The sequence below is a fragment of the Brevundimonas sp. GW821-FHT02A10 genome (assembly GCF_059422025.1).
Map to the genome: position 1 here is coordinate 181,326 of NZ_JBWKWC010000001.1, position 26,048 is coordinate 207,373.

Sequence of the window (26,048 nt, forward strand, 5' to 3'; positions counted from 1 at the left end):
CCCCCTTGCCTCTCAACTCCGGAGAATGACGATCCGCCGTTTAGCTCTTTCCGCTCTCGCCGCCCTCCTCGCCCTGCCCGCGCAGGCGCAGGAGGCGGGCCGACCGGCGCCCTTCTACTTCGGCGCCGACCTGTCCTATGTGAACGAGATGGAAGACTGCGGCGCCGTCTATCGCAAGGACGGCCAGGCCCGCGATCCCTACCAGCTGTTCGCCGAGCTCGGCACCAACCTCGTCCGCGTGCGCATCTGGCATAACGCCGACTGGACGAAGTACAGCGACCTCGACGACGCCCGCGAGACCATCCGCCGCGCCCGCGCCGCCGGCATGGAGGTCCTGCTCGACTTCCACTATTCCGACGACTGGGCCGACGGCGACAAGCAGATTGTGCCCGCCGCCTGGCGAGACATCCGCGACAACGTCCCTGCCCTGTCGCAGGCCGTCTACGACTACACCTTCCAGACCCTGCGCACCCTCGACGCCGAGGGGCTGATGCCGGATCAGGTCCAGGTCGGCAACGAGACCAACCCCGAACTGATGGGCGAGGCGGACTGGAAGACCACCCACGCCGGGATCAACTGGGACCGCAACGCCGCCCTGCTCAACGCCGGAATCAAGGCCGTCCGCGATGCAGGCGCCCAGTCGAAGATCCAGCCGCTGGTCATGCTGCACATCGCCCAGCCCGAGAACGTCGAGCCCTGGTTCGCGGCCGCCTGGGCCCACGGCGTCACCGACTTCGACCTGATCGGCGTCAGCTACTACCGCAAATGGTCGACGCGCGATCTGACCGGTCTGGAGCAGACCATCAACCGTCTGCGCCACCGCTATCCGGCCGAGGTGGTGGTGGTCGAGACCGCCTATCCCTTCACAACGGACTCGGCCGACAACTCGCCCAACCTGCTGGGCGAGGACTCCCTCTTGCCCGGCTATCCGGCGACCTATGAGGGGCAGCGCCGGTATATGATCGACCTGACCCAGCGGGTGAAGTTCGCGGGCGGCGTCGGCGTGGTCTACTGGGAGCCGGCCTGGGTCTCGACCAACTGCTCGACCCGCTGGGGCCAGGGCTCGAACTGGGAGAACTCGACCTGGTTCGACTGGCGCAACGGCAATGAGCCGACCCCGGCCGCGACCTTCGCCCAGGCGACCTATCAGGAGCCCGCGCCGATCACCCTGACGATCCGCCGGCCGGCGGGTCAGACCGGTCCCCTGTGGTTGTGGGGCGACTTCCTCGGCTCGAACGAGATCATCGCCCGGCTGGCGCCCGACGCCTCGGACCCGACTCTCTACCGCTACACGACGACCACCCGGCCGGACACGGACATCAGGTTCCAGGTCTTCGACCGGCGTCCGTTCGATCACGGCCTGCTCGACGGCGGCAAGATGGTCGAGGCCCACGTCGCCGCGGACGGCCTGAACGCCAGCTATACGGTCGGCGACCGCTAGGCTGTCTGCGAGAGTGGCTGGCGGCTAGTGGCTGGTCGCCAGCACCACGCCGACGAGGACGGCGGCCCAGTGCACGCTGGCGGCGGCGACGACGTGGCCGTGCCAGATAGCCCGGAACCAGCCCAGCTTCTTGCGCACATAGAAGACCGCGCCGGACATGTAGAGGGCGCCGCCGATGGCCAGCAGTAGCAGGGCGATCCATGAGCCGTGGGCGACCATGGGCTTGAAGGCGATGACCACCAGCCAGCTCAGGGCGACGTAGATCACCACCCACAGCTTCTTGCCCACGCCCGGCAGGAACAGCTTGCCCAGGGCGCCCAGCATCGCCAGCCCCCAGACGGCGCCGGTCATGGCCCAGGCCCAGGCGCCGGTCAGGTTGTGGGTCGTGAAGGGGGTGTAGGAGCCGGCGATCATCAGGAAGATGCCCGCATGGTCCAGCCGGCGCAGCAAAGGCCGCCACTGCGGCTTGGCGAAGTTGTAGGCGGTCGAGAAGCCCAGCATGGCCAGCATGCCGAGGGCGTAGACGCTGACCGCGACCACCAGGCCGACGTCACCGCGCGCCACCGACAGCCCCAGCAGCACGCCGCCCCCGAACAGGGCGAAGGCCAGGCCGGAGATGTGCACCACCAGATCCGCGCACTTGGCGCGCGACGTGGGATAGTGCCTCGGCGGGAACGGGGTCTGGCTCATGGCCGCACTGTAGCACGGACTCACGCGGCGAGAATGAGGCTTCAGAACCGGAACGTCGCCTGGAGCAGCAGGCTGTAGCGAACGTAGTCCTCCAGCAGTTGGGCGTCGCCCGTGACGCTGAAGGAGCCCAGCTCATTGGCGATGGTCAGGCCGAGGCCGGCGATGGGGCCGCCGCCGGTGACCACGTCGCTGATCAGGCTGAACTCCGAGCCGCCCGAGGCATAGCGGGCGAGGGTCTCCCCGCCGTCGGAGGCGAGGATCTGCTTCCAGCCGAGCTTGAGCTCGGGCCGGATGAAGCCGTCCTGGCCGAAGCCATAGCCGATCCGCACCGCCGCCGTGGCGCTGGAGATCGAGCCTTCGCGGCCGTCCACGATCAGGTCAAAGGCGTCGCCGCCGCCGCTCTCGGTGCGCGAACCCTCGGTCAGGCTAAAGGTCTCGGCATAGAGCTCTGGCCTCAGGCTCAGCCGGCCGAAGCGGTGCTCATAGGCGACGCCCGCCGCCGCCGAGAGCGTATAGCCGTTCCAGTCGGCGGTGTTGGACAGGTAGAGGTCGTCGCCCACCAGCGTCCGCGTGGACTTGAAGGTCGCATAGCCCGCCGCCGCCCGCGCCCAGCCGGTCCAGCCATGCCCCTGGGCCCGCCAGTAGGCGCCCAGCTCGATCAGGCTGGCCGACAGCACCTCCTCGGCCTCCGACTCGGGGTCCTCGATGTCCGACGAGGTCATGGCCAGGGAGACGCCGAGCGCGCCCACCTTGGACACCTTCTCCAGCCCGCCGGCGACCGCGAAGCCCTCGGTGCGGTAGCCGTAGCTCTCTGTCTTGTCCTTGTCGGCGTAGAAGTTGATCTCCTGCATCCAGCCACTGGTGGAGCCGACCTCGGCGGAGGTGTTGCGGTTGGCCAGGGCCTGGGTGACGGCGTCGACGCCGCTGTAGAGCGACATCAGCGTCCCGCCCGAATGGTCCGGCAGGGTCTGCTCGTACAGGTTCATGAAGTCCTCGCGATCGGTGGTCGCGAGGAAGGCGCTCATGACGTCGTCGTCCCGGCTCAGGGCCGAGTAGAAGGCGTCGTAGGCCGAGGCCTCGTTGGTCGACAGGGTCATCTCGGTCGTGGTCCGGCGACGCACGTCGACATAGACCTCGCCGGCCGTGGTGTCGGCCCCGAACGCCGCGACGACCATATAGGGGCTGCTGCCGGTCAGGCCGCTGCCCGTGACGTCGCCGTAAGTCAGGCTACCGGCCTTGACCAGGGTGTAGCGCTCCGCGTCCTCCACCAGGGAGGTCAGGTGCAGGCTGAGGGTCGAGCCGTCGGCGAAGCTCGCCGCGCCCGAGACGTTGAAGCCGCCCGCCGCGTGGGTCAGGGGGTCGATATTGGCGACCAGCTCGCCGCCCGAGCCGACGGTCAGGGAGGTGATGTTCAGAGCCTCGGTCTGGCGGGCGTCGAGGGTCGCATCGGCGACCGAGATGTCCAGCCGCCCGTCGGAGTCCGACAGGACCCCGGTGTAGCTGGAGCCGCCGCTGACCTTGAAGGTGTCCGCCCCGTCGCCGAAGCTGATGTCGCCCACGACCGTGCCGTTCTGGATGTCGACGGTGTCGTCGCCCGAGCCCAGCAGGATCGCCCCGTAGATATAGGGCTCGTCTGCGTCGTAGACCCCGTCGTTGTCGTCGTCGTTGTCGTCGGTGTCCTGGGCGTCAGGGATGCCGTCGCCGTCGTCATCGGTGTCCACGTCGTCATAGACGCCGTCGCCGTCGCTGTCGGTGAAGCGGTTGTCGGTCTGGGCGCCCGTCTGGGTGATGGTCACGCCCGAGGTGTTGGCCGACAGGTCGATGGCGATCTCGCGCCCCGTCACGACCTCGTTGCTGGCGTCGGTGTCGTCGTCGTCGGTGTCGCTGACCGAGTCGGTCGCGACGATGGCGCCGGAGATGGTCCCGGTGTTGGTCAGGCTGGTCAGGGTCCCGGACAGGTCGCGGATGGCGACCGCGTCCCCGGCCTCGCCATAGATAACGCCGAGGATCTGGCCGCTGTTGACGATGGACGCCAGGTTGGCGTCCTGATCGATCTGGATGGCGGTGGCGGTGTCGGCGTCCTCGGTGGTTGCCGTGCCTGTGATGCTGCCGCTGTTGATCAGGGTCGGGACCTCGGCGCCGGCTGCCAGGTGCACGGCCATGGCGTCGGCCCCGGTTGAGCTGGCGAGGATGGTCCCGTCGTTGCGAATGCCGCCCTCGATCAGGGTCGTCCCCCCGCCCAGTCCGCCGACCTTGAGCGCGGTCGTGACCACGTCGTCATAGACGCCGTAAGCCGCCACCGTGCCCTGGTTGATCAGGCCATAAGCGTCGTCGCCCGTTCCGACCGCGCCGATGGTCACGGCCGCCGTGTCCGATCCGATCAGCAGGGCGGGGGCGCCGCCGTAGCTGGCCAGCGAGGCCGTGCTCTCATCGGCGTCGAGGATGCCGTCGCCGTCGCGGTCGTCGTCGTCGGCGTTGATCACGCCGTCGCCGTCGTCGTCCTCATTGCCGTTGGTGACCCCGTCCTTGTCGTCGTCGCCGTCCTCGCCGTCCGGGTCGAGCCAGGTCGGCGCCGTGCCAAGCAGGATGCCGCCGGCCACATTGGCCTTCACCTGGACCGCCGCCCCGCCCTGCAGCAGATCGTCGGCGTCGAGGTCCTCCAGATAGAGCGTGTCGTCCGACAGCTTGATCTGGGCCGCCACGTCGGCGTCATAGGCGGTCAGGGAGGTGGGGCTGGAGGCGTAGCGATAGCCCGTGCTGGTGATGGCGTTCTGGATGTCCAGCCGGCCGGACACATCGCCCTCGACCGAAAGGCCGACGGCATTGGCCCCGGTGACCGAGATGGAGCCCTCGGGGAGGACGACGTCGCCCGAGACGGCGCCCTGGAGCCGGACGCCGTAGCTGTCGTCGCCGAGCACGGAGACCGAGCCGGAGAGGTTGAGGTTCCCGATCAGGCTGGTCTCGAGCGACAGGCCGTAGCTGTCGTTGCCGTAGACGACGATGGAGCCGGTGTCCTCAAGCGTAATGTCGCCGGTGCGGGCGTCGGGGCCGGTCACGCGCACGCCGTAGCGGCCTGTGCCTTCGGCGAAGGGCCCGTCGATGTCGCCGTCCTCGTCCTCGTCCTCGGCGGTATAGTCCTCGGTGATGGACACGGCGCCGCCGAGGGTCACGTCGCCCGTCAGACCGCCTTTGAGCAGGATGCCGGTGACGTCGTCGGTGGCGTCCTCCATCGTGATGCTGGAGCCGCTCTCGGTGACAATGGTGTTGTTACTATCGCCGGTCAGGGCCGTGCCGGTCGCGACGGCGATGGAGCCGCCGTCGGCGAGGGTCAGGTCCGCGGCCGCGCCGCTGTTGACCGTCGAGGTCAGGACGGGCGCCGTGCGATCGCCGGAAATGGTGACCTGGGCCTCGGCGGTCGAGGCCAGCACCAGAGGCGCGAGCGCCACCGCCGTGGCGAATCTGGAAAGCATGGTCTGAAGGCCCCGGGCGTCTGAGAGAAGGACCTGTTTCCGGGGGCGGAATGGCGATTATGGGATGCCATTGTTGCCGCTTCGACGCCCTGGAGCCGAGGTCGGGCGCGGGTTGAAAGACATGCGGCGAGAGTGCGGCGAAGGTTTCGCCGGGGACACGCTGTGCACTCCAAAAAAGGCGGGTGCAAAAAGTGCAATGGCGAATGCGGCGTGAGAGGTTTCAGCTTTAGAGATCTGGTTTTACGCGCTGATTTTTTGAGCGCGTCATTGCACTCGCGTGCATCCTGAGTGCAGGGGCGCGCGCAGGGCGGGTATCGGGATGGCGATGTCAAAGACCGGAACCGACGCCATTATAGAGCCGCGCGGAGCGATGGGCGCCTGACGGGGCCGGAGACGGGTCAAGCGGCTGAGGGGACGAAGCTTTTGCTCCGGACGGGCGCCGGGTCGAGCGCGAGCGACGCCTGCGACATTCTGCCCAGCTGAAACAATTTGGGTAAAGACACCGGTGTCAGCCAAGCGCTAGTGTCCGCCCGCAGCCGACGCAGAGCGGTAGCCCCTGGGAGTGTTTCATGTCTGTCGTTCAACGGGCGGTCGCCGCCCTCCTCGCCGCCGGCGCCGCCATGGCCGCCGCCTCCCTCGCCCATGCGCAGACCACTCCACGGCCAGACGGCCTGCTGTTCCATCTGACGGCGGACAGTTCGCTGACGGCGGATTATGCGGCGGGTCAGGCCGGGCCGACCTTCGCCGACAAGCTGGCCCTGAAGCCGTCGGGCGGCGCCGAGGGCGGCTATATCGAGGGCACGGACGACCAGGCCCTGGCCTATCGGGCGGCGGGCAACATCTATGCGCAAAGGGGCACGGTCGCCTTCGACTGGCGCTCGCGCTACCCGGTCGGGCCGACGCCCTTCGTCCTGTTCCGCGTCGGCTACGCCGACCATTCCAGCTGGGACATGGCCTTCCTGCGCATCGACTGGAACGGGCACGGCTTCGACGCCTTCGTCACCGACAACAATCTGGCGCGCGTGCGGGTCTCCTACGAGCTGCCCGCCAACCCCGCGCCCGACCACTGGATGCATATCGCCTTCAGCTGGGACGAGACGGGCGGCGTGGTCCTCTATGTCGACGGCAAGAAGGTCGCGGCGACCACGACCCCGGCGGTGCTGGACGCAGCGCTGGACCAGTTCGGCATCGCCTCGCGCATCGTGGCGCCGATTCAGGTGCACAGCCGCTACAGCTTCACGCGCGGCTCCGACTATGACGACCTGAGGGTCTATGACCACGCCCTGAGCGAGGCCGAGGCCGCAGCCCTCGTCGCGCCCGCCGCCGCTGCTGTGGCGCCCGCTCCGGCAAGCGACTGGCAGGCCGCGTGGAACAGGCGCTTCGGCTTCGATCAGGGTTCGGCGCCCTATCTGGCGGACCCGATCACCCGCATCCGCCGGGTCGAGTTCACCGACCAGCGCGACATCGCCCAGCGCATGTGGAAGGGCAATGACGGCATCCGCGAGACGACCTGGCCGGGCGTCTACAACCGCTCGCGGCTGGCGGGACGGAACGACTATTTCACCCTGCCCGACTGGAACGTCTATTCGATGGGCGGCAAGTCGGCGACCTGGTTCCTGCCCGCCGAGCCCTGGAACCAGATCGAGATCCAGGGCGCGGCCTACGGCCGTCTGGCGGCCGTGGACGCCCGCATCGACGCAAGCCGGGTGATCGACGCCTCGGCGCCGCAGACTCTGGCGGAGCGGCCACGCGGGGCCGAGCGCACCACGACCCGGGTCGCGGCCCATGAGGGCGGCGCCGTCCGCTTCACCAACGTCGCCCAGGAGACCCCGATCCAGGAGATCGGCGTCTACAACGTCACCGCCGGGGCCATCCCCGACAGCATCGGCGACTATTCGTACACGGTCCGGGCCGGGGTCGAGCCCAGCTATGTGGCGACAGACAAACTCTCGGACTTCATCGCCGGCCGCTATCCGGTGGAGGAGCGCGACACCCTCGCCGCCCTGCCCTCCAGCGCCCCGACGACGGCGCGGAAGACGGCCCTGAGCGGCGACCGGCCGATCGCCCACGTCCTGATCCCGATCGACTTCCGGCGCGGGCGCGAGGGCGGGCCTCTGGTCCGCAACGTCCCGACCCTGAGCTTCCAGGAAGCCGGCGGGCTGGACGGCCTCGTCCTGACCATTCCGGCGCTGAAATCGACGCCGGGCGCGGACGGGCTGATCTCGCTGAACATCCGGGTCAAGGACCCGCTGTGGCCGCTGCGCGACCTGCTGGACGTCAATGTCGCGGTCAAGCCGGGCGAGGCGCGCACCGTCTTCCTCGACACCCGCGACCGCATCCTCGACGACGACGACAGCCTGTATTTCACCGTCGCCGCTTCCAGCCCCGACTTCCACGCCTCGGACCTCGACGGCATGGGGGTGAAGATGATCTTCAAGACCCGCGAGGCCGCGCGCGCCGAGCACGTCGCCGACCGTCTGGCCCAGATCAAGGACAGCTACGGCTTCCTCGTCGAGGAGCGGCAGATCACGCGCGATCTCGGCCTGTTCGACCAGTTCTACATGGACCTGACCGACCTGCTGCGGGTCGATCCGGAAAATGTCGAGGGCCGGGCCTACTGGAGCGAGTGGAACGCGTCCCAGCCCCTGCCCGGCTTCACACAGCCGACCGCGCCCGCCGGCGTGCCCCTGTGGGCCTTCCGCCAGACGGAGGACCTGAAGCTGGTCAAACAGTTCATCGACTGGTGGATCGAAAACCGGCAGGTGGACGGCGAGTTCGGCGGCGGCATTTCCGACGACACCGACCTGACCAACCAGTGGGTCGGCCCGGCCCTGATGGGCGTCGAGCCCGACCGGCTGAACGCCTCGCTGGAGGCCCTGATCGAGGCCAGCCACCGCAACGGCATGTGGACCAACGGCCTGGGCACGATCCAGACCGACGAGTTGCACACCTATGAGGAGGGCATCAACGCGATCAGCCAATCGGCCCTGCTCAACCGCGGCGATCCGAGGACGCTGGAACGGCTGATGGCCACGGCGCGGCGTTACGACGAGCTGACCCAGGTCAATGCGGCGGGGCATCGCCACATCATCTCGAACTACTATTCCGGTTCGCATTTCGCGCGGGATACGCCGTGGGACTGGTCCAAGGCGCAGAGCTATCTGGTGCTGCATCCGGGCATAGCGCTGGTGGATTACAACGGCTCGCCGAAGCTGCGCGGCCTGTTGCTGGAGCTGGCCGACGGCTTCCTCGCCCACGGCAAGACCGGCGGCGGCGTGACCGTCTGGCCCGCCGACATCAACTGGACCACGGATGCGGATCGCGGCACGGGCCTGAGCCCGACCAATATGCTGCTCTGGGCCTCGTACCGCTGGAGCGGCGACGCGAAATATCTGGCGCCGATGGGTGAGCCGGGGTCGCCGGGCTGGTCGGGGGTCAACAGCGATGTGGCCCGCGATCTGGGCCGGCCCGAGCTGGACCAACGCTATGTGACGGCGGCGGCCAAGCCCGGCGCATCCTCCGACGCCCTGACCATCGCGGCGGCGGAGACGGGCGACCGCAGCTTCCTCGAGCGGCTCTATGCCGACGACATCCAGTTCGCCTCCGTGCGGATGAAGATGCAGACCGAGGACCACTGGTGGACCGACCGGGTCGAGCTGCCGAGCGACCAGCTGCAGCGCGCGCGTCTGGGCGGGGTCGCCCATGTGCGCAACCGCATCGTGCCGGGGCACCGGATCAGCTGGCGGTTCGAGAATCCCGATGACGCGCTGAAGGTCGCGGTGCTGGTGCGCGAGCCGGCCCAGACGGGCTTCCGCGTCGTGGTCTGGAACCTGGCCTCGACGCCGGTGAAGGCCGAGATCGGCGGGGCCGAGGTGACGCCCGGGACCTGGACGGTGACGCAAGGCGCCGACGCCAACGGCGACGACCGGCCGGATGCCGGACAGACTTCGACAGTCGCCTTCGGGCCGGGTCAGGCCGTGCCGGTGATCCTGCCGCCGGGCGCCAGCGTGATCGAGTTCGCCCTCGCTGAAGCCGGTCCGGCGATGTCGACGCGGCCCGACGTGGGCATCGGCGCCGACGATCTGGTCAAGCGCGGCGGGCGGCTGTCGGTCACGGTGCACGGCCTTGGCGCAGTCGCCTCCCCGGCCGGTCGCGTGGTGCTGGAAGGCCCGGACGGGACGGTGCTGGCCACGGCCCGCTTCGGCGCCCTGGCCGCGCCGGACGACCTGATGCCCAAGACGGAGACGGTGCGGCTGAGCGTGCCGCGCGGAGCTCCGGCGGGCGCACAGGTCCGACTGATCCTCGACGGCGAGCCGCTGGAGATCAGTGCGAGCAACAATCGGCGTCCGCTGCCCTGAAGGCGGTTTGACCAAGGCGGCCTCAGCGGCGAAGGTGCGGGGGTGATTTCCGGAGAGAAGCCTTGGACAGACGCGCCTTCCTGACCGCCTGCGGCATCGGCGCCGGCGGCCTGTTGCTGCCCGGCTTCAACGGCCGTGCAATCGCCGCCGAAGAGCTGGGCGACACGCTCGACATGGCGGTCAAGAAGCGGCTGGCCGATGCGGCGATGAGCACGGCCAGGGCGGCGGGCGCGACCTATTGCGACGTGCGGGTCGGCCGGTATCTGAACCAGTTCGTCATGACGCGCGAAGCCAATGTCGAGAACGTCGTCAACACCGAGAGCTCGGGCGTGGGCGTTCGGGTCATCGCCGACGGCGACTGGGGCTTTGCCGCCACCAATGAGCTGACCGCCGAGGCCGTGGTCAACGCCGCGAAGCTGGCCACCGCCATCGCCAAGGCCAATGCGACGAGCCAGACCGCGCCGGTGCAACTGGCCCCGACGCCGGGCGTCGGCAAGGTCTCGTGGCGCACCCCGATCCGTCGCAACGGCATGACCGTGCCGATCGAGGAGAAGATCGACCTGCTGATGGGGGTCAACTCGGCCGCCATGGGCGCCGGGGCCAGCTTCGTCGCCTCGCGCATGTTCCTGGTGAACGAGCAGAAGTATTTCGCCTCGACCGACGGCTCATACATCGATCAGGACGTGCACCGCATCTGGGCGCCGTTCACGGTGACCGCCGTCGACAAGACGACCGGCAAGTTCCGCACGCGCGACGGCCTCTCGTCGCCCATGGGTCTGGGCTACGAGTATCTGGACGGCAACGGCGCGGACAAGACGGCCCTGCCCGGCGGCCTGATCGCCTATGGCAAGTCCTATGACATGCGCGAGGACGCGGTCGCCGCGACGGCGCAGGCGAAGGAGAAGCTGACCGCCGCCTCGGTGCAGCCGGGCAAATACGATCTGGTGCTCGATCCCAACCACCTCGGCCTGACCATCCACGAGTCGGTCGGCCACCCGCTCGAGCTCGACCGGGTGCTGGGTTATGAGGCCAACTATGCGGGCACCAGCTTCGCGACGATCGACAAGCGCGACGCCCACTTCAAATACGGCAGCGAGGTCGTCAACATCGTCGCCGACAAGACCCAGGTCGGCAGCCTCGGCGCCGTCGGCTATGACGACGAGGGCGTCGCGGCGAAGAAGTGGGATCTGATCAGGGACGGGGTCCTGGTCGACTATCAGGCGACGCGGGATCAGGCCCACCTGCTGGGCAAGACCGAAAGCGACGGCTGTTCCTATGCCGACAGCTGGTCGACGGTGCAGTTCCAGCGGATGCCCAATGTCTCACTGCAGCCCGGCAAGGTGAAGATGAGCGCGGCGGACATGGTCTCGAACGTCGAGGACGGGATCTACATTCTCGGCCGCGGCTCCTATTCGATCGACCAGCAGCGCTACAACGCCCAGTTCGGGGGCCAGCTGTTCTACGAGATCAAGAACGGGGAGATCACCCGGCCGCTGGCCGACGTCGCCTATCAGATGCGCACGCCCGAGTTCTGGGCCTCGTGCGCCGCGACCTGCGACGAGAGCGACTACCGGATGTTCGGATCGTTCTTCGACGGCAAGGGCCAGCCGAGCCAGGTCTCGGCCGTCAGCCACGGCTCGGCGACGACCCGGTTCAACGGGATCAATGTGATCAATACGGCAAGATCGCTGGGGTAGCGCTCACGCTTCGGTCGCTGCTGCCTTCGGGACGGCGCGGCCGAGGTTCGAGCGTTCGAACCACCACAGCCCCGCCCCCGCCAGCAACCACGCCAGCAGCCAGGGCCATGCCGGTCCGGGCTGCGTGCGGCCCTCGCTAGCCGAGGCCGGCGCGGGCGTGCGGCCCAGCATCATCGTGGCGTCGCGGTCGCGGGCGGCCCTGACGCCCGGCAGGCGGTCGGCGGGCTGGACGTAGACCGGCGAGACCTGTTCGGCGCCGTTCGGTCCGCTCGTGCGCAGCAGATGCCAGCCGGACGCGGCGGGCCAGAGACCGGCGCAGCCGCCCGCCGCCGGGTCGGGGATCAGGGTCGTGACCGCGCCGTCGGGGCTCTGGACGCGAGCGTTGGCGGACAGATTGCACAGGCTCAGTCGGTCGCCGACCCAGGCCGGACCGGTGACGACCGGGGCGCCCGCCGAGGGTCGGGCCACGGTCGCGAGCATGCCGCTCCACCAGTCGCCGTAGAGGGCGGTATGGCCGGTCAGGGTCAGGCCGTAGCTGTCGATCCCGGTGAAGACCGCGACCCGGCCGAGGCCCATCGCGCGCCAGGCCGAGAGGGTCGAACCACCCGCGTCTCGGATCAGGGGCACGGCGTCGGCGCCGCCGGGGATGGCGGCCAGACGGCTGAGTTCGGGAATGACGGGCTCGCCGCCAAGATCGGCGTCCGAGGGCGCGTCGGCGCTGCCGATGCCGGAGCGGGTGCGGGCGATGGCGGCGTCGGCGGCGGGCGGCAGGGCGATGGGGCTGAGGGCGTCGGGACCGGTCAGGGCGAAGCCGAGCGAACGCCATGAGGCGCGGACGCCGCCGTCCAGCGGGCCGCTGGTGCGCAGGACAAGGCCCATGCCGTCACGGACCGCCGCCAGCACGGCCGGGCGGGCGCCGGGCCAGCTGCGGTCATCGATCACGGCGACGTCGAACTGGCGCAGGGTCGCAGGCGTCAGGGCGATGGCCGGGTCGCCGAGCTGGATACCGCCGCCGGCGCTCATCTGGGTGTTCACGGTGAAGCCCGCATCGGTCGCCCAGCGACGCAGGTACTTGACCTCCGGGCCGGGCGCGCCAGCGAGGATCAGCAGGCGGGGTCTGGCCTCGGCCTCGATGCGGACGGGGACGTCGGCCTGTTCGACGACCTTGCCGCCGGCGTCCTTGACCCTCAGGCCGAAGGTCACGAGACCGGCCGCCCGGGCTGTGCCGGAGACGGTGAAACGGCCGTCGGCGTCGGCGGTCTGGCTGTCGGTGACGCGGCCGGCGGGATCAATCAGATCGACGACGGCGCCCGGCAGGCCCGCCACCTGACCGCCCGTCTGGAAGCGCATACCCGGGGCGACGCGGACGGGCGGGGTCAGGGAGATCAGGCCGGGACGCGAGGCCGCAGGGGTGAAGTCGACGGCGAGGCCGGTCGCCATGTCCCTGTCGCGCGCGATCAGGCCATCGCCGAGGACGCGGATGCGGCGGACGTCGGGATAGAGGCGCAGCGCCGTGCCGAGGTCGGGGGCGCGCTCGACGCCGGGGACCGATGCTTCGGGCAGGGCCACGATCTGGCCGCCCGAGGCGGCGGCTGTGCGCGGGGCGTTGGCGGTGAGGACGGTCAGGGTCCCGCCCGCGACCGGCAGGCCGGGCGGGAAGAGGCCGAGGAACAGCAGGGCCGCCCAGACCGGCTGGAGACCCATGAGGACCGCGAACCGCCAGACCGGCGATGCGGGCGCGCCGCGACGCCACAGCGCAAGGCGAACCCAGGCCGCGAGGACGGCGATGGTCAGGATCAGGGCGAGGATCAGCTTGGGACTCACTGGCCGGCTCCCCCAATGGCGTTGAGGTAGCGGGCGCCGGCAGCGTCGGCGGGACGACGGCGGTCGAGGCCTGCAGGCGGACGCGCCATGGCGGTCCAGAGCAGGGCGCGCAGATGCTGGCGGCACCCGGCGCAGTCGGGGTCGCGGCGCACGGCGTCTACCGCGCCCGAGAGCGACAGGGGGTCGGGCAGGCGTCCGGCGTTGGCGTTGATCCAGCGCTCCAGGGCGTCGAGGGCGACGGGGCCGCGCACGGCTTCCGGGCCCTGCCCGAGGGCGCGCCAGGCGTCGGCGGCGGGACCGTCGCCGGTCTCGACCGGGGCGACGGCGAGGGCGCGACCGGTGATGCCCTCACGCTTGCCCGTCATGCGGCGGCTGGCGTCGATGGGCGGCAGTTCGGGGCCGACGCGGTTGAGGAAGATGCGGGTCGCGCGCTGCACCTCCTTGATGAAGTCGAGCGCCTTGTTGGCGTGCGGGAGGGCGAGGTCGGGGCGGCCCTGTTTCAGCTCCCGCTCGGACAGCCACATCTCGTCGACCGCCTGTTTGAGGATGGCGCGGGTCTGGGGGTCGAGGCTGGAGGCCTGGGACTCGTCGTGGGGGTGACCGAACTCGGCGAGCACGTCCTCGGGACCGCCGAAGGTCGGGCTGCGGGTCGCGGGGGCGCCGTGGTCGTGGCCGTCTCCGTCGCTGTGTGCGGCGCCGTCGCTGGTGGGGAGTTCGGGTTCGCCCTCGTCCTCGCCGCCGAGGAACTGGGAGTAGCGACCGCGCAGGATCTGCTGGTCGTTGCCGATGACGGTGGAGCGCTGCGTATAGGTGTCGGCCGGCAGGCGGCGGCGCTGGGCCAGAAGACCCTCGGCGTCGATGATGATCTGGCGCTGGCTGCGGAAATAGGCCGGCAGGGTGGTGTTGACCATGCCCTCCAGCCCTGAGCTTTCGGCCTTCTTCGGCGACGGCCAGCGGAGGATCAGGCTGGGGCCGCGCACCACCTGTGGGCCCGGGGCGCGCTGGTCCGAGACGATCAGCTGGACGACCATGTCGCTGCCGGGGCCGACGCCGAGGGCGGCGAAGTCGAGGCGCGGCGAGAAGCGGCGGTCGCGGGCGGGGCCGGAGCCGGCCAGCGCGATCTCGCGCTCGGAGAAGGTGACGTTCTCCCCCTCCCCGATGGCCAGGGTGATGCGCAGGCGGGCGGTGGGCGCGACGCCGTAGTCGTCGGTCGCGGCGAAGACCGGGCTCCAGCCGCGCTGGCCTGAAGTTACCAGCGTCAGGCTCTCGGTCGGGGACAGGACTTTAACCGAGGGCGGGGTGTCAGCGATGGCGTCGATGCGGTGGAGCGGCGGCGTGCCCGCCCGGCCCTGTGCCGGGTCGACGCGGTAGAGGAAGGAGGTCTCCAGCGTGCGGCTGGCGATCCAGTTCTCGCCGGATCGGGTCAGGGAGAGCGGGGCGCCGCCGAGCATGACCATGGCCGGGACCTCTGCCTGGGGGTCGAACTTCAGGGTCCATTCGAGGCGGGAGCCCTGGGGCGCGCGGGCGTCGAGTTTGGCCTCATCGCGCATCGGCAGGCCGGTGTAGGCGGGCGGATAGATGCGCAGGTTCTGGCCGACAAGAGCGGGGACGCCGGGCGCGACCGGCCCTTCGGCGGCGGGCGACAGGGTGACGGGCTTGTGGGCCCCGCGCGGCCAGACAGCGACCGCGACCACGGCGATCAGGGCGATGGCCCAGAGGATCAGGATGGGCCTGCGCGACCAGTCGGCGACGAGGGTCCGGGGCGAACCCGTGTTCAGACGGTCCAGCAGGCGGGCGCGCTGGAGGCGTTGCAGGACGCCGAGGCCGGAGGGGTCGGCGAAGAGGAGTTCGGCGCTGTCCTCCATGTCCGGGCGGACGCCGTCGAGGCGATGCGTCAGCCACAGGCGGTCGAAGCGGGCGGCTCGGCGCAGGGCGAGGACGGCGATGACGACGGCGCCGAGGGCGAGGATGACGAGGCCCGCAGCGGGGCCTGCGAACGCCCAGCCGAGGGCGGCGATCAGGATGGCGACAGGCGCGGCCAGCAGCAGGTCGTTGAACAGACCGCGACGGCGGGCGGGGCCGGTCCAGGTGGAGATCAGTGTCTCTGTGCTCACGGGATGGCTCCGCGTGAACGGCGCGTGGCCAGCCAGCGCTCACCCAGCAACAGCAAGCCGATGAGGACGGCGAGCCAGGGCTTGAGGTCGAGCGGGGCGGGATCGAAGGCGCGGCCGCCGGTCAGAGGAGCGTAGTCGGTGGCCATGACGCGGGCGGGCTGGACGGCAGGGCCGGTCAGGGCGGCCTTCAGCTGGACGGGGAAGTCAGCCTGAAGCAGTTCGGGCGTCTCCGACGGCGTCAGGGGGCGGGCGAAGCGCAGCAGGCGGCCCGCGCCGAGGGGTTGGGCCTCGATCAGGGGGCGGTCGAGGGCGTCGCGCCAGACGGTCGCGCGGGGGCCTGCGGGGACGGCCGTGTCGGAGGATACGAGGGCGGTTCCGCCGGCTTCGATCCACTGGATCACAGCGGGCGGCAGGGTTCCGGCCCCGAGACGGATCAGGGTGCGTTTTGCGTCCGGCAGAGAGGCGTCGAGGGCGGCCGTGTCGGCGTCGGCGGGGCGTCCGGCGGGCTGCCAGGACAGGGCGGCGGCCTGGAGGTAGCGGGCGGCTGCGGCGTGGTCGGCGTCGGTGCGGATCGACAGGGGCGGGACTGTCGCGGGCGCGGCCGGACGGGCGGCCATGCTGCCCGGGACGACACGCCAGGTCACGGGACGGGACAGGCGGGGGCGTTCGGCGTCGGCGCCCTGAAGCACCTGAGGGGTGACCACGGTCAGGGGGGCGCCGGACGGGAGCTGGGCGTCGAGCTGGCGGATCAGGCTGGCGACCGGGGCCAAGGTCGTGGGGCGCGGCGTCTTCAGGTCGGGGAAGCCGGGGGCGAGCCAGTGGCCCCTGCCCTCGCCCACGACGGCTTCAGCCTGAGCGGCGTCCGCGCCGGGGACGATGGCGACGTAAGGCGTCCTGTCGCCCGCGCCGAACAGGACCGGGCGGGCGAACCAGAGGGCGGCGAGTGCCAGAAGGATCAGGCGCAGGATCAGCAGCGGCCATTCGTCGAAGCGCAGGCGCGAGCGCGGGCGCGGCTTCTGACGTAGCCAGCGCAGGGCGGCGAAGTCGGTCGGCAGCTGTTCGCTGCGCCGGGCGATATGGATGACCAGCGGGATGATCAGAGCCGCCAACGCAGCCAGACCCATCGGCAGGAGAAGGGCCGGGGTCATGAATATTCGGCCGCGTCATGGGCGCCGAACAGGCGACGCAGTGGCAGGTCGACGGGCTGGCCCAGCACATGTTCGGCGCGGCGGATGCCGACGGCGTCGAGGCGGGCGTGCAAGGCGGCGCGGGCCTCTCCGAAGCGACGCAGGAACTCGGCGCGCAGGGCGGGCGCATCGCCGAGCAGTTCCTCGCCCGTCTCCGGATCGCGGAAGCGGTAGCCGCCGGTGAAGGCGAAATCCTTCTCACCGACCGTGAGCATCTCGACGACCAGAACCTCGCGGCCCGCGGCGGCGAGGGTCTCGGCCAGATCGACGACGCCGGGATCGAAACAGTCGCTGAGAATGACGACCAGATCGTGGGCTCCGACCCGCTCCCAGACCGGGCCCAACTGGTCCTCGCGGGCGAAGCCGCCCGCGGGTTTGAGCGGCAGGAGCTCCAGGGTCAGGCGGTCGCGCTGACGCAGGCCGGTGGCGGGGGGCAACAGTCGCAGACCCTGATCGCTGAGCGCCATCCAGCCGAAACGGTCGCCCTGCTGCATCGCAAGCTCGGCGAGGGAGGCGGTCAGGGATTTGGCGGCGTCGAAGCGGGTCGTGCCCCCTTCCGCCTGGCCCATGGAGGCCGAGGCGTCCATGAGGATCCAGACGGCGACGGGGCTCTCGCGCTCGGCCTCGCGGACGAAGAATTTGTCGGAGCGGGCGTAGAGCTTCCAGTCGATCTGGCGCAGTTCGTCGCCGCGCTCATAGGCCCGGTACTGGGCGAACTCGAGCCCCGCGCCGCGGCTGTGGCTCTGGTGCAGGCCAAGGCCGTGCGACCCCACCGCCCGACGCGTGATCAGGCGCAAGGCTTTGAGCCGGCTCCGCACGTCTGGAGGAATGAGGTCGGTCACGCCACAGGCCTTCTGGATCAGGCGGCCATGGGGACGGCGCGGACGAGGGCGGCGACCACGTCGTCGGCGCTGCGGCCCTCGGCCTCGGCGGCGAAGGATAGCAGCAGGCGGTGGCGCATGACCGGAGCAGCCAGGGCGACGATGTCCTCACGCGTGGCAGCGAGGCGACCCTGCAGCAGGGCGCGGGCCTTGGCGGCGAGGATCAGCGACTGGCCGGCGCGCGGGCCGGCGCCCCATTTGACGTATTTGCGGACCTCTTCCGGCGCGCCCTCGCCCGGGCGGCTGGCGCGGACGATGCGGGTGACCCAGCTGAGCAGGGCGTCGGAGAAATGGACCTCGCGGACCAGGGCCTGAAGCGCCAGAACCTCTTCGCCCTTCATCACCGCGGGCACAGCGCCGATCTTGGCGCCGGTCGTCTGGGCGAGGATGTCGCGCTCTTCCTGCTCGGTCGGATATTCGACGCGGATGTGCAGCAGGAAGCGGTCGAGCTGGGCCTCGGGCAGCGGATAGGTGCCGGCCTGTTCGAGCGGGTTCTGGGTGGCCAGAACGAAGAAGGGCTTGGGCAGGACGTGAGTCACGCCGCCGTAGCTGACGGTCTTCTCCTGCATGGCCTCCAGCAGGGCCGCCTGGGTCTTGGGCGGGGTGCGGTTCAGCTCGTCGGCGAGCAGCAGGTTGGTGAAGACCGGGCCGGGCTGGAAGCGGAAGCTGCGGTGGCCGGTGCCGTGATCCTCTTCCAGCAGTTCGGTGCCGAGGATGTCGCTGGGCATCAGGTCGGGCGTGAACTGGACGCGGCGGAACTCCAGCTTGAGCGCTTCGCCGAGGGAGCGGACCAGGAGGGTCTTGCCGAGGCCGGGCACGCCCTCCAGCAGGCAGTGGCCGCCGGCGAGCAGGCCGATCAGCAGCTGTTCGACCACGTCCTGCTGGCCGACGATGGCTTGGGCTATGGCGTTGCGGAGATCACCCAGGCGCGCAAGCTGCGCCTTGATGTCGGCTTCGGAGAGGGTGTCGGTCATGGCGGATCCCGGGGAGGGGCAAGAAGGCGAACTGGAAAGAAGAAGGGGTCAGGCGGTAAGGGCGTACATCACGATGTTGACCCCGAAGCGGGTGTTGTCGACGGCGAGGAAGCGCTTGTTGCGCCAGTCGTAGTCCCACTCGCAGCCGTAATCCTTGTTGGAATAGAGGACGCCGAGACGGCCGTTGATCTCGATCCCCTTGAGGTAGTCGTGGACCAGGTCATCGCCCCAGCCGTTGAGCTCCAGCCCCGTATTCGGCGGGCCGTCGTCGAAGGTGAAGAAGCTGCGATAGATGGGATGGGTCTTCGGCAGGACCTTGAGCGCGGCCGGGCCGAAGATGGCGCGCATCTGGGCCTCGAACGAGCGGGCGAACAGGCCGTCGATGTCGTGGTTGCAGTCGTCAACGAAGACGAAGCCGCCGTTGCGGACATAGCGTTCGAAATTGCGCCGCTCGGCCTGGGAGAACTCCACCAGCTTGTGCCCCGCCAGATAGCAGAAGGGGGCGGTCAGCATGCGCGGGTCGGACAGGGGAATGACCCGCTCGGTCGGGTCGACGCGCAGGGTGGTGTAGTCGATCAGGGAGGTGATCAGGTTGGACGGCATACGCTGGTCCACGTCCCAGTCGCCCGAGTCGTAGCGCAGCCGCGTGAACCAGAAGTCGTAGCTGCCCGCCGAAGACGCGGCGGCGAAACGCGGAAGGGCGGACAGGGCGAGCCCTGCCAGCCCCCCTGCCCCCAACCGGAGAAACTGCGCCCGGTTCATGCCCTTTGATGGGCCTCCAACCGGGCTGTCGCCATCAGACCGCGTCCGAAAGCGAGGTGAAGGTGAAGTCGCGCAGCTTCATCGGCGGCAGGTACATGACATTGCCGCCCTCATCCGCCGAGACGCGAACCGGACGGCCCAGCTCCTCGACGTTGTTGAGCATGATCACCGGAGACTCGTTGAAGCGGAAGTTCTTGATCGGATGCTTGATCTGGCCGTCCTCGATGTAGAACGTGCCGTCGCGGGTCAGGCCGGTCAGCAGCACGGTCTGCGGGTCGACCATGCGGATGTACCAGGTGCGGGTGACCAGGATGCCGCGCTGGGTCGTGCGGACCAGATCGGCCGTCGACTTGTCGCCGCCGGTCATGATCAGATTGCCCGGACCGGCCAGAGCCGTCTTGCCCTGCTTCTGGGCCCAGTAGCGCGAGTAGTTCAGGTTCGAGATCTTGCCGTTCTCGACGATCTGCATGCGCTCACGCGCCATGCCTTCTTCGTCCCACGGATAGACGGCGGCGTTGGGGTAGGACGGGTCGGTGAAGAAGTTGACCTCGGGCCCATAGACCTGTTCGCCGGTCTTGTTACCGCCGCCCGCCTTGGACAGGAAGCTGCGGCCCTCGTCCGCCGAACGGGCGTCGAAGAAGTTCATCATGAAGCCGATCAGGCCGGCGGCCGCGGCGGGCTCCAGGATGACGGTGTACTTGCCGGGCTCCAGCGCCTGGGCGTCGGCGGAAGCAGCGGCCTTGCGCATGGCGATACGCACGTCGTCGCCGGCCTTGAAATTGGCGACGTCCTGGACGTTGTCCCCGACCCAGCCCGAGCCGCGGCCGTCAGCGGTGCGGACAGTGCAGGTGTAGTCCGAGCTGGTCGCGGTCTGGTAACCGTAGTTGCCCTTCGAGTTCAGGAAGGCCACGAAGCCCGCCGTGTCTTCCAGATAGCCGGCGGCGATCAGGTTCTCGGACTTGCACGGCCCGATCGAGTCGGCCGCCACCTTGGCCCGGTACTCAGGCGTGATGGCCGCGGTCGCCGCACTGAAGGTCGGGGTGGGGACGAAGGTCTGTTTGTCGACCGCCGGCATGAACTCGGGGTTCTCGGGCGCCAGCTTCGCCAGTTCCTCGGCCCGCTTGACCACGCGCTCCAGAGAGGCGTCATCGAACTGGTTGATGGTGGCGACGCCGGTGCGCTTGCCGAAGGCCACCTGGACCGACAGTTCGACGTTGTCGACGATGCCGCTGGTGGACACGTTGTTGAGGGCGAAGCGGACGTTGCCGCGCGTCGACCCGGCCAGCTGGGCCGTGCACTCGTCGGCCGTGGACAGGGCCACGACCTTGGTGAGGATTGCCTTGGCTTCCGCCTCTGGAAGAATGCTCATCTGTCAGTCTCCTTGGTGCGCGATCAGCCGAGCGAACGGGCGGTGTTGATGACGTTGATGCCGTTGAAGCGCGCGGTCGAGGACCCGTGCGACACAGCCGAGACCTGGGCGGGCTGGCCCTTGCCGTCGAAGAACGAACCGCCGAGGCGGTAGTCGGAGGCGTCGCAGACGCCGGCGCAGGCGTTCCAGAACTCCGGCGTGCGGATCTGGTAGGCGACGTCCTCGATCTGATGGGTGATCTGGCCGTTCTTGATCTCGTAGAACAGCTCGCCGCCGAACTGGGCGTTGTAGCGCTGCTGGTCGATGGAGAAGGAGCCGTCGCCGATGATGTAGATGCCGTCCTCGACGTTGGAGATCATGTCCGCGACGCTCATCTTCTCCTTGCCGGATTCCAGCGAGACGTTGGCCATGCGCTGGAACTGGACGTTGGACCAGCTGTCGGCATAGCAGCAGCCGTCGGACTCTGTCTTGCCCTCGATATGGGCCTGGTCGCGGATGGCCTGATAGCCGACCAGCTTGCCGTCGCGGATCAGGTCCCACTTCTTGGTCTTCACGCCCTCGTCGTCATAGCCGACGTAGCCCAGGCTGCCGGGCTGAAGCTTGTCGGCGACGATGTTGACCTTGTCGCTGCCGTACTGGAAGTGGGCTTCCTTCTTGTCCATCGTGGCGAAGCTGGTGCCGGCGTAGTTGGCCTCGTAGCCAAGGACCCGGTCGAGCTCGAGCGGGTGGCCGACCGACTCGTGGATGGTCAGCCAGGTGTGCGACGGGTCGAGGACCAGGTCGTACTTGCCCGCCTTGACCGAGGGGGCCGTCAGCTTGGCGCGGGCCTGCTGGGCCGCAGCGATGGCGTCCTCGTGCATGTCGTAGGACTGGCCATAGACGGTGACGCCGTTGGGCAGGACGGTCTTTCCGGAGGCGGCGCCGTCCAGATATTCATAGCCGAGGCCCATCGGGGCCGAGAGGCCGTCGCGGCTGCGGAACTTGCCGGTCGCCTTGTCGATGGCCGTCGCCGACATGGGCGCCCAGATCCGGTGCACGTCCTGGTCGATGTAGGAACCGTCGGTCGAGGCGAAATACTTCTGCTCGTTCACCAGGAAGAGCATGGACTGGAAGAAGTCGGCGCCGGCGCCCAGGGCGGCGGCGTTGGTGCTGAGCAGCAGGTCGACCTTCTCCTTGATCGGCACTTCCATGGCGTTCTTGACGATGGGGGTGCGCCAGGAGACCTCGCCGACGCCGGGCGTCGGGGCCAGTTGGACCCGCTCGGTCAGGGTCGGGGCGTTGGCCTTGGCGATGGCCACGGCCTGGCGCGCGGCCCGGGCGATGGAATCGGCCGTCAGGCTGTTGGTGGCGGCGAAGCCCCAGGCGCCGTCGGCGATGACGCGGACACCGGCGCCGGTCGACTCGGTGTTGACGATGTTCTGGACGGTGGCTTCGCGGGTGATCACGAACTGGCGCAGATAGCGGCCGATGCGGACGTCGCAGTAGGTGGCCCCGGCGGCCCTGGCGGCGTTCATGGCGGCGTCGGCGAGGGTCTTCTTGACCGCGACGTCGAGGGTGGAGACCAGCTCCTCGGCGGCGATGGCCTGACCGCCGAACAGGGACGGGATGATCAGCCCCCCGGCGGCGATAGAGCCGAGAGACAGGAAGTCGCGTCTATGCATGGCTCGCCTCCGCCCGCTTTGTCGCGGGTCACGATCTGGGGGATGAATGATGTCCTCGCCCCGGACCTGACCGGTTCGGGGAGCACGATCATTGCCGCCCAAGAGGCGCGCGTCAAACCATGGTCACATTACAAGGAAGCAAGGTTTGAACTCGACCGGTCGAGCCGCGGGGAAGCGATACATTTTCCGTCTGGCGAGTTGGCGCGGTGAGTCCTCGCCCATCACGTTCAGCCTTGCACAACAACGGTTTCGGCCTGAATGCGGTGATTGGAAACGCGTAAGCTCCCTGCTAGGCCCCCGCCAGACGATGGCTGGGGAAACCTCATAATGAGCGCCGATCTGAAGACCCGGGCAGAGGAAATCAGCTTCCGCCAATGCCGGCTTTTCGAAAGCGTGGGGCGTCTCGGCAGTTTCCGGCGCGGGTCGGAGGCCTGGAACCTTTCCCAGCCGGCCGCGACCCAGGCGCTGGCCAAACTCGAGCTGCAAATCGGCCATATCCTGCTGGAGCGGAAGGCGAAGGGCAGCCGTCTGACCGAGGTCGGAAAGACCTTCCATTTCCGGGTTCAGCGGATGTTCGCCCAGATCGACGCCGCCCTTGTGGATTTTGGCGTCGGCGACGCGGCGACAGCCTCTGCCGTCGCCCGGCGGATTTCGCGCTCCCAGGTCCGGGCCCTGATCGCCGTCATTGGATGCGGCTCTCTCGCCAGAGCCGCCGGAGAGCTGGGCCTGACCTCCGCCTCGCTGCAGCGGGCCGTTCGCCAGCTCGAAAGCCATCTCGGCGCTCCTCTTTTCCACCGCACCCCGGCCGGTGTGGTGGGTACGCCGGACTGTCTCGACCTCGGCCGCAAGTTTAGGCTGGCGGTGCAGGAAATCGAATGGGGCCTTCAGGAGATTGAAGAGACTCGCGGCGTCGGGACCAGCCAGATCGTTCTCGGCGCCCTTCCGCGCGGCGGCAGCATGCTGCTGGCCTCGGTCCTTGAGGCGTTCACCCGAAAGCGCCCCGACACCGGCATCCGGATTCTGACCGAGGGCGCTTCGGAAATGACGCGCCGGCTGCGCTTCGGCGAGGTCGACCTTGTCGTGGGTATCATCGAGGACACCACCGACCCTGATCTGACCAGCGAGGCTTTCGCCCATACTCCGGTCCGGGTCGTCGCCCGCAACGGTCATCCGCTGGCCGGGCGGACGGACATCAGCCTTCACGATCTGGCCCGCTACGACTGGATCGCCGGTCTGGAGGGGGACAGCCGCCGACTGTGTCTCGATGCTCTTTTCCAGGGGCGCGACCGGCCGGCGGCGCCGATCGAAACCTCTACGCTGACGGTCATTCGCCAGTTGATCGCCGACAGTGACCGACTGACCCTGATGACCCAGTACGAACTCGAACAGCAGGGCGAGGCGCTTGTCGCCCTGCCTTGCGATCCCGTCGCGACGCAGCTCTCGGTTGGCGTGACCATGCGTGACGGGTGGTTGCCGACCCGCGTCCACCGCGACTTCATCAATCTGATCCGCGCGACGCTTGAGCGTCCGATGCCATCCGGCGACCAGGGCCGTTTTCCCCACCGAACCTGAGGTCCGGCGCTCGGGCCCGTATCCCCGGGCCGTAAAACCGGCAGATTATTGTACGACAATAGCTGACGACCGTCCGACAAATTACTTGCTCGCGCGTCCACTGCGAAATAGGAATGTCGGGTACGGAGTTTGGTATGGTCGCGGTGAATTGCAGCGACACCGTGTGAGGTACGTCCCATGGCCACCACAGCGAAAACTCCGAAGACCCCCAAGGGCGATGCCGCCGTCGCGGCGCCGACCGCCGAGGACCTGGCCCACACCCTGCGCGCCCAGATCCAGCGAAGCGAGCTGGCGCCCGGTGAATGGTTGCGCGAAGTGCGGCTGTGCAGCGAGTTCGGCGTGGGCCGTTCGATCGTGCGCCGCGCCCTGCGCGCCCTGGCCGACGACGGCCTGATCGAGATCGAGGAGAACCGGGGCGCCCGGGTCTCCTCCACCACGGTCGAGGAAGTGTTCGACCTCTATGAGGTGCGCGCGGCCCTGTACGGCATGGCGGCGCGCTTTGCCTGCCTGCGCGGCACCGACAGCCTGATCCGCGCCATCACCGCCAAGATCGACCGCATGCTGGCCGACGCCGAGGGCGGGGTGGCCGCCGAACGCATCATCGAGGAGAGCGAGTCGATCTTCAGCGACATGAGCGCCTGCGCCAGCAGCGACGGCCAGCGCATGATCGAGGCGATCCGCCGCAAGACCCGTTTCCACTTCTCCTATGCGGCCCTGGCGCTGAACACCAACGGACCCGGCCCCTATGATCACTGGCGCACAGTGCGCGCCGCCCTGGTCGCACGCGACGCCGAGACGGCCAGCCAGGGCGCCCGCGACATCCTCTACTTCATGCAGGGCGAGGTCGCCCGGATCATGCTGTCGCGGGGTCCGCGCCTGATCGCCGACGCCCCGCAAACGTCATCGAGCACGACATCGAAGCGTGCCGTACCCCGGAGGAAAACATGACGAAACACCCGCTGGCGGTCTCCGCCGCACTGGCCGTCCTGGCCATCGCCCCCGGCGCCTGCGCCGCCCCCCTCGCCTCTCCCGCCGCTACGGTCGCTGCCGAGCAGACCTCGCCGGAAATGAGCGACCTTCTCGCCTACGTCCAGAACCACGCCTCGACCGGCTTCGTCGTCATCCAGGACGGCAAGGTGCTGATCGACAAGACCTGGCCCGCCCCGACCGACGCCGGGATGTTCTCCGCCTTCCTGTATGGCCGCGCCGCCGACGGCGAACTGCTGGAGGACGTGGCTTCGCAGCAGAAGAGCTTCGTCTCCATCCTGGTCGCCGTCGCCATCGACAAGGGCCTTCTGGATATCAACAAGCCCGTCGACGCCTATCTCGGCCAGGGCTGGTCAAAGGCCTCGCCCGAACAGGAAGCCGCGATCAAGGTCATCGACGTCCTGAACATGAGCTCGGGCCTGAACGAGCAGTTCGGCTATGTCGCACCCTCGGGAACCGTCTTCTTCTACAACACCCCCGTCTATGCGATGACCAAGGCCATCGTGGCGGCCGCGGCGCATCAGTCGCTCGAGACCCTGACCCGCGACTGGCTGACCGGCCCGACCGGGATGACCAACACCGAATGGCGCCAGCGCCCGGCGGCCCTGGCCTCGGTCGGGAATGCCACCGGCCTGGTCACTACCCCGCACGATGTCGCGAAATTCGGCGAGATGGTCCTGCACGACGGCGTCGCCGCTGACGGCACGCGCGTCGTCTCCTCCGAGCAGCTGCACGCCCTGTTCACCCGGGCCGCGACCAACCCCGCCTATGGCCGCCTGTGGTGGCTGAACGGCGGCGACTACACGATGCGCGCCGCCGGCGCGCGCCGCGAGGGCCAGCTGATCGAGGCCGCTCCGGCCGATCTGGTCGGCGCCCTCGGCGCCTTCGATCGCCGCCTCTATGTCGTGCCCAGCCGCAAGCTGGTCGTGGTGCGCACCGGCGCCGCCACCAATGAGACCGACTTCGACCAGCAGCTGTGGCTGCGCCTGATGAAGGTGATCGGCTGACCGCCGGTCCGGCCGGCGGCGTCGCGCGCCGGCCCCTTCCCTTCTTCATCCAGA

16 protein-coding genes are annotated in these 26,048 nt (G+C 69.2%); 6 read left to right on the forward strand and 10 right to left on the reverse strand.

Features of this window, described 5'->3' with window-relative positions; genetic code table 11:
• Nucleotides 1-25 precede the first annotated feature (25 nt).
• Complete coding sequence (locus AC07U0_RS00775) at nt 26-1,441, forward strand: glycoside hydrolase family 53 protein (RefSeq protein ID WP_494718130.1); 1,416 nt, start codon at nt 26-28, stop codon at nt 1,439-1,441.
• A gap of 24 nt (nt 1,442-1,465) precedes the next feature.
• Here AC07U0_RS00775 and trhA read toward each other — a convergent pair whose 3' ends face one another.
• The gene (gene trhA / locus AC07U0_RS00780) at nt 1,466-2,131 is read right to left on the reverse strand and encodes a PAQR family membrane homeostasis protein TrhA (protein ID WP_494718131.1); all 666 of its coding nucleotides are present in this window, start codon (nt 2,129-2,131) and stop codon (nt 1,466-1,468) included.
• 41 nt (nt 2,132-2,172) lie between these two features.
• Entirely contained in the window at nt 2,173-5,601 is a 3,429-nt protein-coding gene (locus AC07U0_RS00785) for an autotransporter outer membrane beta-barrel domain-containing protein (protein WP_494718132.1), read from the reverse strand.
• A 569-nt stretch (nt 5,602-6,170) separates the two neighbouring features.
• Here AC07U0_RS00785 and AC07U0_RS00790 point away from each other — a divergent pair.
• Both AC07U0_RS00790 and AC07U0_RS00795 read left to right on the forward strand, forming a co-directional pair.
• The gene (locus AC07U0_RS00790) at nt 6,171-9,959 is read left to right on the forward strand and encodes a LamG-like jellyroll fold domain-containing protein (RefSeq protein ID WP_494718133.1); all 3,789 of its coding nucleotides are present in this window, start codon (nt 6,171-6,173) and stop codon (nt 9,957-9,959) included.
• 62 nt (nt 9,960-10,021) lie between these two features.
• Entirely contained in the window at nt 10,022-11,656 is a 1,635-nt protein-coding gene (locus AC07U0_RS00795; protein WP_494718134.1) for a TldD/PmbA family protein, read from the forward strand.
• A 3-nt stretch (nt 11,657-11,659) separates the two neighbouring features.
• Here the strand turns inward: AC07U0_RS00795 and AC07U0_RS00800 are convergent, their stop codons facing one another.
• The 8 genes from AC07U0_RS00800 to AC07U0_RS00835 all read right to left on the reverse strand — a co-directional run bounded on the left by AC07U0_RS00800 (nt 11,660) and on the right by AC07U0_RS00835 (nt 22,428).
• The gene (locus AC07U0_RS00800) at nt 11,660-13,480 is read right to left on the reverse strand and encodes an Ig-like domain-containing protein (protein ID WP_494718135.1); all 1,821 of its coding nucleotides are present in this window, start codon (nt 13,478-13,480) and stop codon (nt 11,660-11,662) included.
• Nucleotides 13,477-15,594 carry a DUF4175 family protein gene (locus AC07U0_RS00805; RefSeq protein WP_494718136.1) on the reverse strand — a complete coding sequence of 706 codons (2,118 nt, stop codon included), beginning with the start codon at nt 15,592-15,594 and terminating at the stop codon, nt 13,477-13,479. The genes AC07U0_RS00800 and AC07U0_RS00805 overlap by 4 nt, the downstream gene beginning before the upstream one ends.
• Entirely contained in the window at nt 15,591-16,742 is a 1,152-nt protein-coding gene (locus AC07U0_RS00810; protein WP_494718137.1) for a BatA domain-containing protein, read from the reverse strand. Before AC07U0_RS00810 ends, AC07U0_RS00805 begins: the two co-directional genes overlap by 4 nt.
• The gene (locus AC07U0_RS00815) at nt 16,739-17,578 is read right to left on the reverse strand and encodes a DUF58 domain-containing protein (RefSeq protein WP_494718138.1); all 840 of its coding nucleotides are present in this window, start codon (nt 17,576-17,578) and stop codon (nt 16,739-16,741) included. Before AC07U0_RS00815 ends, AC07U0_RS00810 begins: the two co-directional genes overlap by 4 nt.
• A 62-nt stretch (nt 17,579-17,640) precedes the next feature.
• Nucleotides 17,641-18,636 (reverse strand): AAA family ATPase, encoded by a 996-nt coding sequence (locus tag AC07U0_RS00820; RefSeq protein WP_494718139.1) that lies wholly within the window; start codon nt 18,634-18,636, stop codon nt 17,641-17,643.
• Between the two features lie 48 nt (nt 18,637-18,684).
• On the reverse strand, nt 18,685-19,398 hold the full coding sequence (locus AC07U0_RS00825) for a DUF4159 domain-containing protein (protein WP_494718140.1): 714 nt from the start codon (nt 19,396-19,398) through the stop codon (nt 18,685-18,687).
• 34 nt (nt 19,399-19,432) lie between these two features.
• Complete coding sequence (locus AC07U0_RS00830) at nt 19,433-20,767, reverse strand: TldD/PmbA family protein (RefSeq protein WP_494718141.1); 1,335 nt, start codon at nt 20,765-20,767, stop codon at nt 19,433-19,435.
• A gap of 23 nt (nt 20,768-20,790) precedes the next feature.
• Nucleotides 20,791-22,428, reverse strand: coding sequence for a TldD/PmbA family protein (locus tag AC07U0_RS00835; RefSeq protein WP_494718142.1), 1,638 nt, complete (start codon nt 22,426-22,428; stop codon nt 20,791-20,793).
• 327 nt (nt 22,429-22,755) lie between these two features.
• Here AC07U0_RS00835 and AC07U0_RS00840 point away from each other — a divergent pair, with 327 nt between their 5' ends.
• The 3 genes from AC07U0_RS00840 to AC07U0_RS00850 all read left to right on the forward strand — a co-directional run bounded on the left by AC07U0_RS00840 (nt 22,756) and on the right by AC07U0_RS00850 (nt 25,994).
• Nucleotides 22,756-24,000, forward strand: coding sequence for a LysR family transcriptional regulator (locus AC07U0_RS00840; RefSeq protein ID WP_494718143.1), 1,245 nt, complete (start codon nt 22,756-22,758; stop codon nt 23,998-24,000).
• A gap of 177 nt (nt 24,001-24,177) precedes the next feature.
• Nucleotides 24,178-24,948: a GntR family transcriptional regulator gene (locus tag AC07U0_RS00845; protein ID WP_494718144.1), complete on the forward strand. Its 771-nt coding sequence runs from the start codon at nt 24,178-24,180 to the stop codon at nt 24,946-24,948.
• On the forward strand, nt 24,945-25,994 hold the full coding sequence (locus AC07U0_RS00850) for a serine hydrolase domain-containing protein (protein ID WP_494718145.1): 1,050 nt from the start codon (nt 24,945-24,947) through the stop codon (nt 25,992-25,994). Before AC07U0_RS00845 ends, AC07U0_RS00850 begins: the two co-directional genes overlap by 4 nt.
• The last annotated feature ends 54 nt before the right edge of the window (nt 25,995-26,048 follow it).